10 protein-coding genes and 1 tRNA gene are annotated in these 16,594 nt (G+C 70.0%); 6 read left to right on the top strand and 5 right to left on the bottom strand.

Translation table 11 applies throughout. The annotated features are described in order from the left end of the window. Positions 1-284 precede the first annotated feature (284 nt). Both ACZOOI_RS07625 and ACZOOI_RS07620 read right to left on the bottom strand, forming a co-directional pair. Positions 285-1,190 carry a PhzF family phenazine biosynthesis protein gene (locus ACZOOI_RS07625; RefSeq protein WP_465280029.1) on the bottom strand — a complete coding sequence of 302 codons (906 nt, stop codon included), beginning with the start codon at positions 1,188-1,190 and terminating at the stop codon, positions 285-287. Between the two features lie 236 nt (positions 1,191-1,426). After that, positions 1,427-2,587 carry a serine hydrolase domain-containing protein gene (locus ACZOOI_RS07620; RefSeq protein ID WP_465280028.1) on the bottom strand — a complete coding sequence of 387 codons (1,161 nt, stop codon included), beginning with the start codon at positions 2,585-2,587 and terminating at the stop codon, positions 1,427-1,429. A 419-nt stretch (positions 2,588-3,006) separates the two neighbouring features. Here ACZOOI_RS07620 and ACZOOI_RS07615 point away from each other — a divergent pair, with 419 nt between their 5' ends. Continuing rightward, positions 3,007-4,008, top strand: coding sequence for a hypothetical protein (locus ACZOOI_RS07615; RefSeq protein ID WP_465280027.1), 1,002 nt, complete (start codon positions 3,007-3,009; stop codon positions 4,006-4,008). Positions 4,009-4,213: 205 nt separating this feature from the next. On the opposite strand, the gene ACZOOI_RS07610 is transcribed toward ACZOOI_RS07615, so the two are convergent. From ACZOOI_RS07610 to ACZOOI_RS07600, 3 genes are all read right to left on the bottom strand, one after another. Further along, the gene (locus ACZOOI_RS07610; protein WP_465280026.1) at positions 4,214-6,208 is read right to left on the bottom strand and encodes a glycoside hydrolase family 5 protein; all 1,995 of its coding nucleotides are present in this window, start codon (positions 6,206-6,208) and stop codon (positions 4,214-4,216) included. Positions 6,209-6,437: 229 nt separating this feature from the next. Beyond that, positions 6,438-8,525, bottom strand: coding sequence for a beta-galactosidase (locus ACZOOI_RS07605; protein ID WP_465280025.1), 2,088 nt, complete (start codon positions 8,523-8,525; stop codon positions 6,438-6,440). A gap of 542 nt (positions 8,526-9,067) precedes the next feature. Beyond that, positions 9,068-10,057, bottom strand: coding sequence for a LacI family DNA-binding transcriptional regulator (locus ACZOOI_RS07600; protein WP_465281139.1), 990 nt, complete (start codon positions 10,055-10,057; stop codon positions 9,068-9,070). Between the two features lie 405 nt (positions 10,058-10,462). Here ACZOOI_RS07600 and ACZOOI_RS07595 point away from each other — a divergent pair, with 405 nt between their 5' ends. The 5 genes from ACZOOI_RS07595 to ACZOOI_RS07575 all read left to right on the top strand — a co-directional run bounded on the left by ACZOOI_RS07595 (position 10,463) and on the right by ACZOOI_RS07575 (position 16,226). Then, on the top strand, positions 10,463-11,347 hold the full coding sequence (locus ACZOOI_RS07595) for a carbohydrate ABC transporter permease (protein WP_465280024.1): 885 nt from the start codon (positions 10,463-10,465) through the stop codon (positions 11,345-11,347). A 212-nt stretch (positions 11,348-11,559) separates the two neighbouring features. Then, positions 11,560-12,390: a carbohydrate ABC transporter permease gene (locus tag ACZOOI_RS07590; RefSeq protein WP_465281138.1), complete on the top strand. Its 831-nt coding sequence runs from the start codon at positions 11,560-11,562 to the stop codon at positions 12,388-12,390. Positions 12,391-12,820: 430 nt separating this feature from the next. Next, complete coding sequence (locus tag ACZOOI_RS07585; RefSeq protein ID WP_465280023.1) at positions 12,821-14,152, top strand: ABC transporter substrate-binding protein; 1,332 nt, start codon at positions 12,821-12,823, stop codon at positions 14,150-14,152. Positions 14,153-14,441: 289 nt separating this feature from the next. Further along, complete coding sequence (locus ACZOOI_RS07580) at positions 14,442-16,088, top strand: glycoside hydrolase family 31 protein (protein WP_465280022.1); 1,647 nt, start codon at positions 14,442-14,444, stop codon at positions 16,086-16,088. A 64-nt stretch (positions 16,089-16,152) separates the two neighbouring features. Continuing rightward, positions 16,153-16,226: transfer RNA gene (locus tag ACZOOI_RS07575), tRNA-Val, on the top strand. The last annotated feature ends 368 nt before the right edge of the window (positions 16,227-16,594 follow it).

The following is a 16,594-nucleotide window of genomic DNA, read 5'->3' as shown; positions in this document are numbered from 1 at the left end:
TCTTCGAGGCGGTCAATGGTCTGGACCAGTGCTGTCACAAATTGGCGAACGAGGGGAGGGGAGGCGGGGGTTGGCCGGGCGCGGGGGTGGCGGTGTGGTGGGTGGTGTGGTGGCCGACGCGCCCGCGGGCACGCGAGGAGGCCTCGACCGCGTCGTCCGCTCGACGAAGCCCGGCGGCACACCCGCGGGCACGCAGGGGAGGTCGACGCGAACGGGAAAGGTACGGCGGGGTCCGAGGTGGGTGATCGTCCCGTGGGCCGGGTGGTGGGAGTCCGGCGCGGTCCTCAGTCGAGCGGATCCGGGATCGGCACGGCTACGCCGGAGACCCGCACGCGCGGGTCGTCGGCGAGGAGGTCGACGGTCAACACGCCGGGGCGGCCCAGGTCTTCGCCCTGGTGCAGGGTGAGTGTGGCGGGCGTGCGGATCAGGTCCAGGGCTCGCAGGTAGTGGCCCAGGGCGGCGGCCGCGGCGCCCGTGGCCGGATCCTCGACGACGCCGCCGATCGGGAACGGGTCGCGGACGTGGAAGGTGTGCGCGGACTCGCGCCACACCAGTTGCAGGGTGGTCAGGTCGCGGGCGCGCATGAACTCGGCCAGACCGTCGAAGTCGTAGCGCAGCTCGGCCAGTCGGGCCCGGGTGCCGGCGGCCAGGATCAGGTGGTGGGCGCCCGCGTAGGCGTAGCTCGGCGGGATGGCCGGGTCGAGGTCGCCGGCGGCCCAACCGAGCAGGGCCAGCGCCCGGGCGACGTCGGCGGCCGGGACCTCGCGGTGGTGGGGCTCGACGCTGGTCAGCGTGGCGCGGAGACTGCCGTCTGCGCCGGCTGCCACGTCGACCGGGACGATGCCGGCCCGGGTGCTGAAGACGAGTTCGCCGGGGCCGATCCGCTCGGCGACCGCGATCGCCGCCGCGACGGTGGCATGGCCGCAGAAGGAGACCTCGGCCAGCGGGCTGAAGTAGCGCACGTCGAAGGCGCGGACCGCCGCCGTGTCGTGGCCGGCTTCGGAGCGGGTCAGGAACGCGGTTTCGGAGTAGCCGAGTTCGGCGGCGACGGCGAGCATGGCGGCATCGTCCAGCCCGTCGGCGGCCAAGACGACGCCGGCGGGGTTGCCGCCGGCCGGGTCGGCGGAGAAGGCGGTGTAGCGCAGTGGCTTCGCGGCGTCCGGTGTCTCTGCGCCGAGCGGTGTCGTCATGTCGAGGCGCAACGCATTTCGGCGGTGCGGGATTCCTGGGCGCGGCTTTGGCCTGCTCGGGCCTGCTCGGACCGGCTCGGGTTGGCTCGGGCTGGATCGGTTTGGCGTGGCGTGGCGTGGCCGGGCTCGGCCCGGTCGGCCCGGCTCGGCCTGGCCTGGCCCGGCCCTGTTCGGCATGGCGTGGCCGGGCCCGGCTTGGCATGGCGCAGCTCGGCCCGGCAGGTACGGGTTCGGGTTCAGGCGCCCGCAGCCAGGCGCCAGAATTCGCGCATCAGGGTGGGCGGGGTGGGGCCGGACAGTTCGAGCTGGGTGAGCAGGATGGTGGCGGTGCCGGTGGACGGGACGATGTGCGCCGCCGTGCCGGTGCCGCCCAGCCAGCCGTAGCGGCCGGGGACGTTCCAGGGGTTGACGGCCGCGACGTCGACGGAGCCGCCGAAGCCCCAGCCCTGGCCCTCCAGGAAGAGGTGGGCCGCGTCCCGCTGGGGCGCGGTCAGGTGGTCGGTGGTCATCCGGCGGACCGACGCGGGGGTCAACACCTGCCGGCCGTCCACGGTGCCCTCGCCGAGCAGCAGTCGGGCGAAGGCGTGGCAGTCGTCGACCGTGGACACCAGGCCGCCGGCGCCGGAGGGGAACGCGGGTGGGCTGCTCCACTGGCCGGTGGGCGCGTCGACCAGGTCGAGGCCGCCGGTCGGGGTGCCGCGGTAGCTGTACGCGAACCGGTCGAGGTCGGCGCGCGGAACCGCGAAGCCGGTGTCCACCATGCCGAGGGGCTCGAACAGGTGCTCGGCCAGGAAGTCGGGCAACGAGCGACCGCAGACCCGGGCGATCAGCACGCCCAGGATGTCCGAGCAGGTGTTGTACAGCCAGGCCTCGCCCGGCTGGTGCAGGAGTGGGATCCGGGCCAGCCGGGCCAGCCACTCGTCGGGGGCCGGGACCAGTTGCGGCTGTGGCGGTCCCTGGGCCAGCTCGGTGGACAGCAGGCCCACCGCCGGCAGCGAGAAGTCGGACGGGAAGCCGTACCCGGCCCGGAAGGTGAGCAGATCGAACACGGTGATCGGTCGGGTGACCGGGACCACGTCCTCGATCGGCCCGGTCGGCGAACGCACCACGTACGGCGCGGCCAACTCCGGCAACCACCGGCCGATGGGGTCGCCGAGCGCGAAGCGCCCGTCCTCGACCAGCAGCATCACCGCGGCGGCGACAATGGGCTTGGTGAGCGACGCGATGCGAAAGATGGTGTCGCGGGCCATCGGGGTGGTGCCGGCGGCGTCGAGCGAGCCGACCGCCTGCACCGCGACCCGGTCGTGGCGCGCGACGAGGGCCACCGCTCCCGGCACCGGCCCGACGTCGACGTGGGACTTCAGGAGCTCGTGCAGGCTGTTTGCCGGGACGGTCATCGGGCCACCTTCTCGTGCGTACATGCGGTCGAGGGTCCGAATGGGAGACTCCCCGAGTGCCGCGGAATCATCGGTCCGGGCCCGCGTGCCCCGCGATCCCCGCTCCGGGTCCGCGTGCCGCGGAGTCGTCGGTTCGGGTCCGCCCGGCACGGTTCCTCGTGCGAACGCCAGAATATGAGCCGTACTTGATATTCCGGGCGCATTCGCGTGACGGTCCGGGGGGTTCAACGCGTTTTATCTAGTGGGTACACGCGCGGCGCCGGCCGGGGTCGGGGGACGTCGGCCGGGTCGGGCATCGTGCCCGGTGGGAACGGCCCGGTCATTCGTTCCGCGAGTGACCTCCGGGGCGCCTGCCGGCACGGCCTCCGTGTGTAGGGGTACGACACGTGGTCGACGGACGTCTAGGAGACAGCAGGCCGATGGGATCCCCGAGATCTGAGGAGCAGGAACTGGCGGCCGCGATGCGGACGGCGGCATCGGAGTTGGTGCTGCCCGCCGGATTGGTCGCGGGGGGAATCACTCGGGGCCGGCGGATGCGGCGGGCCCGTCGGATGCGCGTGGGCGCTTCCGTCGTGGCGGTGCTGGCCGTGGTGGGTACCGGTCTGGTGGTGGCGAGCGGGACGGACGAGAAGCCCGGGAGTCGGGACGCCTCGGGCGCGGCGGCGGTGGCCGGCGACTCGATCTCGCCGAGCACGAGCCCCGGGCCGAACAGCGGATTCGGCGCACCGATCGGGAAGGAAGCGGTCTCGGCCCAGGAGATCGCGCGGATACTGATGGGGATTCAATGGGCCGCCGGCAAACAGGTGGAGCCCAAGGGGGGCTCGTTTGTTCCGAGACCGGGTGATTCCGCCGGCCGAGTGGGCGCTTCCGCCACGATCCTGCTGACCAGCCCCGCCGGCTCGACCCGGCTCTCGGTGCAGGTGATGTCGAGTACGCCGACCTCTTCCGCGCCCGACTCCTCGGGAACCGACTGCGCAGAGATCGTCAAGACCGGCGGCACCTGTCGGCCATTCATCGAGCCGGACGGCACACATGGCCACGTCGGAGAGTCCTGGCCGGGCCCCGGCTCGACCATCGGTGGGAGCGGGCAGGCGGAATCGGGCACCTCGGGTTCGTGGTCCCGGTTCGTGCGGTTGACGCGCCCGGACGGAGTGGAGATCTCGGTGACGGCTGCGGGCGTCACGCAGAACCCGACGATGTCGTTGACGCTCGATGAGCTCAAGCATGTTGCCCTGTGGTCGGATTGGCAGCTCTGGGTGACTCCCGAGGTCAATCGGGCTGCGCGGGCGAAGGTGACGGGTTTTCAGGAGCAGTCCGCGAGTCCGAGTCCGAACACGTTGCGCACCCGGGCGCCGCAGACGTTGGTCCCGCCGGCGGTTCCGATGGGGACTCCGACGGGGACTCCGGTCGAGAGTCGGTAGCACCGGTGGCGGTGTCGGTGTCGGTGCCGATGTTGGTGCCGACTTCGGTGCTGGTGCTGGTGCCGCGGTAGGTGGGACGCGCGTATTGCGCCGGAGTGGTTACGTGGCTGCGCCGCCCCCGGGATGGGAGCGGCGCAGTCGAGGTGGGTCGGTTGGGATGGGCGCCCGGGTGGGCGGTTGGTCGGGTCGGGGCGCTTGCAGTCGGTCAGGTCAAGCGCTTGCAGAGGAGGGCGTCGGGGGTTTTGGCCGAGCCGATTCGGCCGGTGTAGGCGACGCCGGCCGCGTATTCGTCGGCGTTGCACTGGCCCTTGTACGCGCCGGAGGCGAATTCGCCGCCGGGGTTGCCGGTCGGGCGGTTGTCGCCACGGTCGAACCACACGGTGCGGCCCTGGGTGCCGAGCGCCGTGCTCGGTTGCGTGCACAGGATCGCGGAGACGGCCGCGCCGCGCACGCTGTAGCCGGTGATCATCCGGCCGGTGGGGCATTCGAGCTTGGTGTAGCCCGTGGCCCAGTCGTTCTGCACGTACGACTGGTCGCGAACGACCGTGTAGCCGGCGTCGGTTGCGGACAGAACCGGGCCGCCAGCGGTGGTGCACAGCCCGCGGTTGCCGGTGTGCGACAGGCCGATGACGCGCTCGCCGTCGGGACAGACGCCCTTGCGGGCACCGGAGTCCCAGTCCGGTCGGGTCCGCATCCGCAGCGACGGTTGGGCGTCGGCATTGTCCAGGCTCAGCATGTTCCAGCGCGCGGACCCGGGGATGGGGCCGGTACGGCCGGCTGCGCCGATCAGCTTGGTCCAGGCGGTGGCGCGCCAGTCGGCCGGGTCGTCCGCGATGCCGCTGCGGGCACCGGTCGGGTCGAAGCGGAGCAGGGCCCACGAGTCGCCCTGGCCGTTGCCCTTCCAGCCGACCAGCGGCCAGTAGGCGAAGTCGAGGTCGCGGGAGACCAGGTAGTCGGTGAAGTTGGTGAACCAGGCGCGGGCGACCGGATCGGTCTCCTCCGCGCCGGTGCCGAACTCGCTGATCCACACCGGAGCGGTGTGGTGTTGGCCGTCGGCGGTGACGAACTGCGCCGATCGGTCGATCTCGGCGAACAGTTGATCACGCGTCAGGTCCTGGTAGCGGGGGTCGTGGGTTTCGCCCAAGCCGTACGCGCCGCTGTGGTTGGGGCCGGTGTACCCGTAGAAGTGGGCCGCGTAGACCAGCTTGTTCGGGTTGACCAGGGTGTGTGACAGGGCGCGGACCGGGGTCAGCGTGGGGCGGCCGTGCGGCAGGCCGTCGAGCGGGATGCCGGTCCAGTTGATGCCCTCGACCATGATCAGCAGGTCCGGGTTGGCTTCGGTCAGGATGCGGTTGCCCGCCTCCAGCGACGCGGCCTGCCAGTCCTTGTCGTTGCCCCAGCCCCAGTTGGGGTCGTCGGTGATGTTGCGACGGACCTCGTTGTACAGATCGGCGCCGACCACGCGCTTGTTGGTCTTGTAGCGGTTCGCCATGGTGATCCAGTCGGCGACCCAGTCGGCGGTGCTCCGCGAGGTGTTCCAGCGTTCGTTGCCGTCCACGCCGCAGCACCAACGGGTGGTGCCGGTGTGGTTGTTCAGCACCACCGCGAAGCCGTCGGCGGTCAACGCGGCGACCACCGCGTCGAAGACCTGGAGCGGGGTCTTGCCGCGCAGTTGCGGATTGGCGGCCACGGCCGAGTCCGGGACCGTCGTGGTCGTGTGCACCATCTCGTTCGAGAAGGGCAGTCGGATGCTGTTGATTCCGACCGCGTGGAAGCCCGCCAGGATCGTCGGCAGGCTTGCCCGATCGAGGCCCAGTGGCATGCCGTTCGCGTTCTCTCCGCTGTGGTGGTTCGCGGCGTCGCCGATGTCGCCGGAACCGTTCCAGGTCCCCTGCGCTCCGGCCCAGTTGGCCGAACGCAGCTTGAACCGGTTGCCGTTCGCGTCGACGATCCAGCGGCCGCTCGCGGACAGGGGGGCTGTCCAGGACGCGGCGAGGGCGGATGCCTGTGGGGTCGTCTGCGGGGTTGCCGGTGCGGCGGGGGTGCCGGCGCCGGCCTGTGGGCCGATCAGGAGGCCGGCGGCGACGGCGGTGAGGGCGAGGGCGGAACGGGCGAGAAGTCGGTGCCTGGTGCGGGGGAGGCCGGGGGCCTCCGGGGTTGGGGTGGGGGGCGCGAGAAGTCGGTGCCTCGTGCGTTGCATCGGTACCTGCCTCGGTCGAGGGGTGAGGGAAGTGCAGGCGGTGCGACTGGTGCGGAGGTGCGCGTGCGGGTTGAGTCTTCGGTGCGGTGGTGCGGTGGTGCGGTGGTGCGGTGGTGCGGTGGTGCGGTGGTGCGGTGGTGCGGTGGTGCGGTGGTGCGGTGGTGCGGTGGTGCGGTGGTGCGGTGGTGCGGGTAGTGCCTGTGGTGCGGTCGGGAGGTTTGTGGGGTGCTTATTCGGGTTGCGGGGTGGGGTCGGTCGGTAGTGATCCGAGGACTGCCACTGCGCGGGGGGACAGGGTGATTCGGCGGGTGATTGCTCGGTCCTTGGTGAGCAAGTCCCGGCGATCGTGCGGGAGATCGATCTCGTGGGTCGCGTCCGTGTGGTTGAGCAGGACGAGTACGTCGTACCCGTCGCCGGCGCGGATGGAGGCCTGGACGCCGCGCGGCAGCACCGGCAGTACCGGCTCGACGCCCGCGTCCGCACAGGCGCGGGCGATCAGGGCGCGCATGGTCGCGGCGTCCGGGCGGGTCGCGATGTAGCGTGCTATGCCCGCGCCGTGGGTGTGTACGGTCGCGGCGGGACGGCCGGCCCACTCGGCGCCGGCGAACTCCAGCTCGACCCGTGCGCCCTGGAGCGTGACGTCCTCGCGCCACAGGTCGCCGGTGCCCGTGGACAGCGTGTCGCCCGACGCCTCCACTCCGCGTACTGGGAACACCGCTCCGGTATCGGCCGGCCAGAACTCCTGGACCGATACGCCCAGCGCCTCACGCAGCGGACCCGGGTAGCCGCCCAGGTGCACCCGATCGCATTCGTCGACGATCCCGCTGAAGAACGACACGACCAGCGATCCGCCGTCCGCGACGAAGCGGGAGAGTTTGTCGCCGTGTTCGGTGGACAGAAGGTACAGGCTCGGCACGATCACCAGGCGGTAGTCGGACAGATCGGCTCCCGGATGCACCACGTCCACGCCGACGCCCAGGTCGAACAGCGGTGCGTAGTGGTCGAGTGCGCGGTCGAGGTGCTGAACGGCGTCGGAGGGATGCGAATCGAGTTCGAGGGCCCACCAGCTGTGCCAGTCGGTGAGCAGCGCGACCCGGTTGCGGATCCGGGTGCCGACCAGTTCCGGGACCCGGGCCAACTCGGCGCCCAAATCGGTGACTTCCCGGAAGACGCGGGTATCCGGACCGGCGTGCGGCACCATGCCGGAGTGGAACTTCTCGGCTCCGCCTCTGGATTGCCGCCACTGGAAGTACATGATCGCGTCCGCGCCCTGTGCCACCGCCTGCCAGCTCCACAGCCGCATCCGGCCGGGCGCCTTGGCCGCGTTGCGGGCGCGCCAGTTGACCGCGGACGGCGCCTGTTCGGTGAGCAGCCACGGGTCGCCGCCGCCCGCGCAGCGGATCACGTCGTAGCTCATCGCCGCGCCGATGTGCGCCTGCTCCCAGTTCGGGTCGGGGTAGCTGTCCAGGGACAGGACGTCCATGGCCGGCGCCCAGTCGTACATGTCCACGCTCTTGAGACCGGCCAGGAAGTTCGTGGTGACCGGTATGTCGGGGGTGATCCGGCGCAGGATCGCGGTCTCTGCGGCGAAGCACGCGAGCAGCGCGTCGTTGCCGAACCGCTTGAAGTCGAGCTGCTGGGAGGGGTTCGGGTAGGTCGGCGCGGTGCGCGGCGGCAGGACCTGGTCGAACGACGCGTAGCGCTGGGACCAGAAGTCGGTGGACCACGCGTCGTTGAGTGCGTCCACGGTCTTGTAGCGCTCGCTCAGCCAGCGTCGGAAGTCGGCGGCGGACGTGTCGCAGAAGCACTCCGCGACGTGGCAGCCGTATTCGTTGCCGACGTGCCACAGCCCGAGCGCGGGGTGGTCGCGGTAGTGCGTGGCGACCGCCTCGACCAGGCGTGCGGCACGGTCGCGGAAGATCGGCGAGGACGGGCAGAAGTGTTGCCGGCCGCCGGGGGACAGAACCGTGCCGTCGGCGGTCACCGGCAGCACCTCGGGATGCTCGGTGACCAGCCACGGCGGCGGTGCGGCGGTCATCGTGGCGAGGTCGGCGGTGATCCCGTGCGCGGCCAGGTCGTCCATCACCCGGTCGAAGTAGCGGAAGTCGTAGGCGTCGCGGGCCGGTTCGACCCGCGCCCAGGCGAAGATCGCGAGGTTGACCACGGTGACCCCGGCCCGGGCCATCAGCGCCAGATCCTCGGCGCGGGTGGCCTCGGGCCACTGGTCCGGGTTGTAGTCGGCTCCGAAGCCGATGCCGCCGAGGCGGGCGCGCAGGGCGGCCATCCGGCCGGCGGGGCTGAGTGTGGTGTCGTTCATCGGTGCGTTGTGGCACGCCGGAGCCGAAGGCCGTTCGGTCGGGCGCCACTTCTCCTTCGGGATCACTTCGGGGTCGCTGAGGACGAGTGGGGTGCGGGCGCTGCGCGGGTCGAACCGGGTTGATACGGGGGCGTATCGGGGACGGGCGTGCCGATCCTGGGCGCGGGGCGGGGCGGGTGGTCCGTTTCGCCTGGCCGGGTGGGCGGTGCGGGTCTCGGTGGGCGCGGTTGCGGTGGGCGCGGTATGGGTGGGGCGGTATGGGTGGGGCACGGTTTTCGTTTGTGGCCCCGGTGTTCGGGGACTTGATGTGCAGGCCCCGGATGTGCAGGGCCCTGATGTGCAGGCCCTGATGTGCAGGCCCAGATGGTCAGGGCAGTGCTGTGCAGGCCCTGATGGTCAGGGCAGTGGTGTGCGGGCGCTGGCTGCGCGGGGCTTGCGTGGTGTGCGGCTTGCCTGGTGGTGCTTCGGTGTGCGTGGTCGTGCCGGGTCGCGACGTGTCGGTGGGAACGCGTCGGCGGGGGGCGAGGTGCGGTGACGGCCCGTCAGGGGACGGGTGGCGCCGAGGTGCTGTCCCGGACGATCAGGGTCGGGGCGACCGGAGTGGCGCCGTGGACGGTGGCGTGACCGGCGCGGAACTGGTCGAACAGCAGCGCTACGCACTGCCGGCCGACCTCCTCGAAGTCCTGGTGGATGGTGGTGAGCGAGGGCAGGAACCAGGCCGATTCGGCGAGATCGTCGAAGCCCACCACGCTGACCTCGCCCGGGACCGAGCGACCCGCCTCGTGCAGCGCGCGCACCACACCCAGCGCCATCTGGTCGTTGCCCGCGAAGACCGCGGAGACCTCCGGATTCGCGGCCAGTTCGAGGCCGGCCGCGTAGCCGCTGGCGGCGCTCCAGTCGCCGTACAGCAGCGGCGGGACGGGTGCCCCGGCCGCCTTGAGCGTGCGATGCCAGGACTCGGCGCGCCGCCGGGCGGCGTAGGAGTCCTGTGGGCCGCAGACGTGCCACACGGTGCGGTGGCCGAGATCGAGCAGGTGTGTGGTGGCCAGTCGGGCGCCCTCGGCCTGATTGGTGTCCACGCCGGGATGCCGGCGACTCTCCTCGCCGTCGACCACGACCACCGGCAGGCCGGAGGGCAGCCGTAGCGCGGGGGTGTCCAGGATCTGTGCCTCGATCAGGATGATGCCGTCCACGGCTTGCATGGTGAGTCGATCGAAGGCGTCGCGCACGGCGCTTTCGGTCTGCGCCCGCACGCTCACCACGTTCACCGAGTAGTCCGCGTCCTGCGCCGCGGCGACGATGGCCTCCAGGGTGCGGGCGTTGCCGTACGCGTTCAGGCCGAAGCTGATCACGCCGAGCATCCGGAACTTGCCGGTGGCCAGGGCCCGCGCGGCCGTGTTGGGCCGGTAGCCGAGCATCCGCATCGCGGCGAGCACGCGTTCGCGGGTCGCCTCGTCCACGTTGCTGCGGTTGTTGGCGACGCGCGAGACGGTCTGGCTGGAGACGCCCGCCATCTCGGCGACATCGGCCATGGACGGAGGCCGGCTACGCGTTTCGAACGGCCCGCCCGATCCCGGCTTCGCCACCTCTCCGTCCTTCGCCATGCCCCGATCCTTTCACTTACGGCATCCGCGCCGGGCGGCGGATGCGCTCATGTTCGCGCAAACACGATGTCGGGTCAACAGCGCGTCGCGATCGACTCCAACCGACTCCGAGAGGCCACCAAAAGCCGCATTCATGCGGGAAAGTTCCCGCAGAGATGCCTATTGACAGGTCGTCAGGCTGACGGAACACTCTCGAAACGCGCCGCGATGTTGGCGCAAACATTCGGGCGGGCGCCCATCCCTGCGACCGCTGTTCCCGAATTCCCCCGCCGAGCGTCCCGGAGGACCTTGCGTGAGAGTCGATCCGGCCCCGTGCCGTCGCCGGGGCACGCGGTGAAGCGCGGCGCCCTGCGGCGCAACCTCACCGGCCACGCCTTCTTCTTCCCCTTCCTGGTGGTCTTCGTCATCGGCGTCGCCGCGCCGCTCGCCTACGCGTTCCGGCTGAGCCTGTACGAGGACCGGATGATCGGGGGCACGGTCTTCGTCGGCTTCGACAACTACTCGAAGGCGCTGAGCGACCACCTGTTCTCTGCCGGACTGGCCCGGGTCGCGCTGTTCTTCGCGATCCAAGTACCGCTGATGCTGACCCTGTCGCTGCTGGCCGCATTGGCCATCGACAGCGGTCGGCTGCGCGGCGCGGGCCTGTTCCGGGTGGGCATCTTCGTGCCGTACGCGGTGCCCGGTGTGGTCGCCGCGCTGATGTGGGGCTACATGTACGGCAACCGGTTCGGCCTGTCCGCCGAGTTGGGCGACCTGTTCGGCACCGAACTGCCCGACCTGCTGAGCCCGGACTGGATGCTGGCGTCCATCGGCAACGTGGTGACCTGGTCCTACGTGGGCTACAACATGATGATTCTGTACGCGGCGCTGCGGGCGATTCCCGAAGAGCTGTACGAGGCGGCCGAGATGGACGGTGCGGGTGCGTTCCGTACCGCGTGGAGCATCAAACTCCCGGCGCTGAAACCGGCGTTGCTGCTCGCCACGACGTTCTCGGTGATCGGAAGCTTTCAGCTCTTCAACGAGCCGAGCATCCTCCAGACGCTCGCCCCGGCGTCGGTGCCGACCAACTACACCCCGAACCTGTACGCCTACAACCTCGCCTTCAGCGGACGGCAGTTCAACTACTCGGCCGCCATCGCGGTGGTTCTCGGTGTGGTGACCGTGTTCGTCGCGTACCTGGTCCAGCTGGCCACCGCCCGACGGGAGCGCATGCAGTGAGCACCTCCACCCTGCCGGATCACCCGACCGCGAACGGCGACGCGTCTGGCCGCTTCTTCCGCCCGCGCGGTCGACGACCGGACGGCGGAAGCGGCGGGCGTCGCGGGCTTCGCGGAGTTCCCGGACTTCGTGGATCTCGTGGATCTCGCGGATTTCGTGGACACGGCGGGCGTCGTGATCTTCGGGATCGTGGCGGTCGTAAGAGCACCGCGCTGACCGTCGCGATGGCGTTGATGCTCGGCTATACGTTGCTGCCGCTGGTCTGGCTGATGTTCGGCGCGACCAAGTCCAACGAGGGGTTGTTCTCGTCGCGCGGGTTGTGGTTCGCCGACGACTTCAACCTCTTTAACAACATCCATGACGTCTTCACGTACGAGGACGGCATCTATCTGCGCTGGTTCGCGAACAACCTGCTGTACTCGGTGGTCGGCGCGGGCGGCGCCGCGATGATCGCCACGCTCGGCGGATATGCGCTGGCCAAGTTCGAATTCGCCGGACGCAGGCTGATGTTCGCGCTCGTGCTGGGCGCGATCTCGATCCCGGGTACGGCGCTGGCGGTGCCGACGTATCTGCTGTTCAGTGACGCGGGCATCGTGAACACCCCGTGGGCGGTCATCCTGCCGTCCCTGGCCAGCCCGTTCGGGCTGTACCTGATGCGGGTGTACGCGGCGGACGCGGTGCCGGACGCGATGCTGGAGGCGGCCCGGATGGACGGCGCGGGGGAGTTGCGAATCTTCTTCACCATCTCGCTGCGGTTGCTCGCGCCGGGCTTCGTGACGGTGCTGCTGTTCGCGCTGGTGGCGACCTGGAACAACTACTTCCTGCCGTTGATCGTGCTCAACGACCCGAACTGGTTCCCGCTCACCGTCGGCCTCAACCGGTGGAACGGACTGGCCAACGGCGGCAGCGTGGCGGGCAGTACGCCGATCTATCCGATTCTGCTGACCGGCAGCCTGCTGGCGATCGTGCCGCTGATCGTGGCGTTTCTGTTCCTGCAGCGGTTTTGGCAGTCGGGTCTTTCGGCGGGTGGGGTCAAGCAGTAGCACGAGCCGGTGTTGGTGTTGGTGTTGGTGTTGGGGTTGGGGTTGGTGTTGGTACGGGCGGGCGCGGGTCGTGGGCGGGGGCTGCGGGTGTGGCCTGCGGGGGGTGCCCGCGACGGTGGTCCGGGGGTGTAGCTCTCGGGTGTTCCGGTGCTTGGCGAGGCAGCGCTTTCGCTTGTCACAGCGTCGGTGCTGCGGTGCTCCTGTGCTCGGGTTCTCGGCTGCGGTGCTTCGTCCTATCGCAGCGGTGCTGTTGGTGCTTCCTCGTTTCGTAGTAGGGCCTGCTGTCTCTCCTTTGTGCCTCTTTGCATCCCTTTGTATCTCGCATGCCTCTTTCGCACGTCCCCGAGTTCGCGAATTCTCTTTGGAGTGGCCACACATGAACGCAAAACCGTCGATCCCGGGTCGGCTCGGCTCGCGCCGGTCGACTTCGATGACCGCCGCAGTCACCGTCGCGGCGCTCGCCCTGTCGCTTTCCGCGTGCGGGTCGGACTCCAAGTCCGATGACGACAAGGGCGGCAAGCAGGCCGACCCGGCGGCGGTCGCGGGGGCTCTCGACCAGCCCGCCGAGATCACCTTCTGGAGTTGGGTGCCCAACATCGACAAGACGGTGGCGCTCTTCGAGAAGAAGTACCCGAAGGTGCACGTCAAGTTGGTCAACGTGGGCCAATCGGCGGACCAGTACACGAAGTTGCAGGCCGCGCTGAAGGCCGGAAACGGTGCGCCGGACGTGGCGCAGATCGAATACTTCGCGCTGCCGCAGTTCGCGATCACCAAGCAACTCGTCAACCTGGCCGACTTCGGCTCCGCCTCGCTCCGGGACAAGTTCGCCGCATCCGCCTGGTCGCAGGTCAACGTGGCCGGCGGGATCTACGGCGTCCCGCAGGACACCGGACCGATGGCGATGTTCTACCGCAAGGACATCCTGGACAAGCTCGGCGCGACGCCGCCCAAGACCTGGGCCGAGGTGGCCGAGTTGGGCAAGAAGATCAAGGCGGCCGACCCGGGGAACTTCGTCACCTACCTCGACCCGGGCGACGCGGGCCAGGCGAACAGCCTGATCTGGCAGCAGGGCGGTAAGCCGTACCAGGTCTCCGGGGAGTCCTCGGCCGCGGTCAAGCTCAAGGACGACCCGGGCACGGCGAAGTGGGCGGCCACGTGGGGCCCGATGCTGGCGGACAAGACGGTGGAGTCCACTCCGAGTTGGAACGAGGAGTGGTGGAAGTCGATGGGGGCCGGCAAGTACGCGCTGTGGATGGCCGGTGCTTGGGCACCCGCGGTGTTGCAGAAGAACATCCCGCAGGGCGCGGGCCAGTGGGCCGTCGCGCCGATGCCGACCGGTGACGGCACGCCCGGCAGTGCGGAGAACGGCGGTTCGTCCGTCGCGGTGACGAAGCAGGCCAAGAACAAGGCGGCTTCGGTCGCGTTCGCCACGTGGCTGAACACCGACCCCGAGGCGGTCAAGTCGCTGAACACCGACGTCGGCCTGTTCCCGGCGACCCGGCTGCTGCTCGACGACCCGGGCTTTCGCGGCGCCGAACTCCCGTACTTCCCGGGCACGAAGCCGAACGAGGTGTTCGCGCAGATGTCGGGCGCGGTGCGTCCGGAGTGGCAGTACCTGCCGTTCCAGGTGTACGCGAACAGCATCTTCAAGGACACCATCGGCCAGGTCTACAAGCCCGGGGGCGACCTGCCGGGTGCGCTGTCCAACTGGCAGGAGCGGATCACCTCGTTCGGCAAGGAGCAGGGTTTCAGCATGAAGTGACGCTTGATCAGGTGATGCGTGCGGCGGCCCGCCTCGTCGCTGGTGGTGGTGATGGTCGGCGCTTTGACCGAGCGGTGGTTCGAAGCTCGGTTCGGGTGGCTGGTCGGGTCGGGGTGGGGTCGGGGTGGGGTGGCGGCGGGCCGGTTGGGTGGCCCGCCGCCACCGGGTGGAGGGCGTGGGCCGGATGGTGGCCTGCGGGCACTGGGCGGCGGGCGTGGTTCGGATGGCGGCCTGCCGGCGGCGGTTGGTGGGCGGGCAGGGGAGCGAGAACGTGGGAGAGCTGGGCGACATGACGAATGACGGGTCGGTCGACGGGCACGTGCTCGTGCTGGAACCACGAGCCGGTGAACACTGGTGGGGCGGAGCCGCCGCCGACGGCCGCCACATGCCGTTCGCGGACGGGTACGAGATCGACCTGCGGGACGTGAAGGCCAATCAGGGCATGCCGGTGCTGCTCTCCGACCACGGCCGATGGGTGCACTGCACCCGGCCGTTCGCATTTCGGATGCAGGACGGGCGGCCGGTGATCGAGGTCGCGGGGGATTCGGCGGGGGTGTCCGAGGGCTCCTTGGGCTCCGCGGACTCCGCGGATTCCGCAGGCTCCAAGGTCTCCGCGGCGGATGTGGTCGTCGACACCGGTGTGGCGGCGGGCGGCACGTTGCGGGACGCGTATCTGGAGGTGATGCAGCGTCACTACCCGGCCACCGGTGGGCTGCCGGATCCGTTGTTGTTCACCGCGCCGCAGTACAACCTGTGGATCGAGACGGTCTTCGAGCCCACCCAGGACAAGGTGCTGGGCTATGCGGAGGACCTGCTGCGCAACGGATTCCCGCCCGGCGTACTGATGATCGACGACCGCTGGAGCGAGGACTACGGGACCTGGACGTTCCACCCGGGGCGCTTCCCGGACCCGGCGGGCATGGTCGCCCGGCTGCACGAACTCGGCTTCCGGGTGATGTTGTGGCTGGTGCCGTACGTGACCCCGGACTCGCCCACCTGCCGGCAACTCAACGATCAGGGGCTGTTGATCCGGCGTCCGGACGGGTACTTCGGCGTGCACGCGTGGTGGAACGGCTACAGCGCGGGGCTGGACCTGCTGGATCCGAACGCGACCGCGTGGCTGCGTACACAACTGACGGAGCTTCAGGAGTCGATCGGCATCGACGGGTTCAAGTTCGACGGCGGCGACGCGCCGTTCTGGCGCGCGCTCGGCGTGGCCGATCCGGAGGCATACACGCACGCATGGAACCGGTTCGGCGCCCAATGGCCGCTGAACGAGTTCCGTGACTCCTGGCGGGCGGCCGGGCTGCCGCTGGCCCAACGCCAACAGGACAAGTACCACTTGTGGGAGGGGCGGTTCGGCCTGGACAGCCTGATCCCGAACGCGCTCGCGCAGTCGATCACAGGCCATGCGTTCACGTGTCCGGACATGATCGGCGGCGGCGAGTTCCGCTTCGTCCCGGGCCCGGACGGCGAAGGCTTCGACCCCGAGCTGTTCGTCCGGTACGCGCAGACCGCGGCACTGTTCCCGATGATGCAATTCTCCGCGGCGCCGTGGCGGGTGCTGGACCCGGAACACCTCGACATCTGCCGCGCGGCCGCCCGCCTGCACACCGACCTGGGCCCGGAGATCCTGGCCCTGGCCCGCGCCGCGGCGCACACCGGCGAGCCGATCCAGCTCCCCCTTGACTACGTCTTCCCCGGCCGAGGCTACGCCGCCGTCACCGACCAATTCCTCCTCGGCGACAAAATCCTGGTCGCCCCCGTAACCACCAAGGGCACCCGCTCCCGCAAGGTCACCATCCCCCCGGGCACCTGGCAGGCCGACGACGGCACCACCCACCACGGCCCCACCGAAATCACCATCGCCACCCCCCTGACCCGCCTTCCCTGGTTCCGCCGCATCCCCACCACCCCCCACCTCGCGAGGAAGTGACCGCCCCCACGACCCATCGGCACCAACCACCCCCACGGATTCGGTAGGCTGTCCTCTCACATCCGGGCGCATAGCTCAGTTGGTTAGAGCACTGCTCTTACAAAGCAGGGGTCGACAGTTCGAGTCTGTCTGTGCCCACCCGAAACGAGGCCCAGGTCAGCCCGCTGATCTGGGCTTATCGCTGTCCGTGACGCTGAGTTCGCCCGTCGAGGGGCCTTCTCGAATGCCGTGCGTGCGCGATGTTCCAATGCGGACTGTGTACATGGCTCGCTACTCAGCGTCTGCCTCAGAGGCCCTGTGATCGGGTGCCACTGACAGAGCACGGACTTCGTTAATCCGCCGCCCAGCGTTCGAGGAAAGCCCGAGATGGCGCCACCAATCCTCATCTCAGCCTTATGACCTGGGGCCTTTCGCGGCCTGCCGGCCAACGAAGCGCCGGCGTTTGAACGGGGGAGGCCGCCAGGTCCGCGACATGGTCCACGTCGACGACATCGCCCGCGCTACGG

The sequence above is a fragment of the Embleya sp. L77 genome (assembly GCF_055557415.1).
The sequence above is the reverse complement of the archived record's forward strand: the minus strand, read 5'-3'. Positions and strand labels throughout refer to the sequence as shown.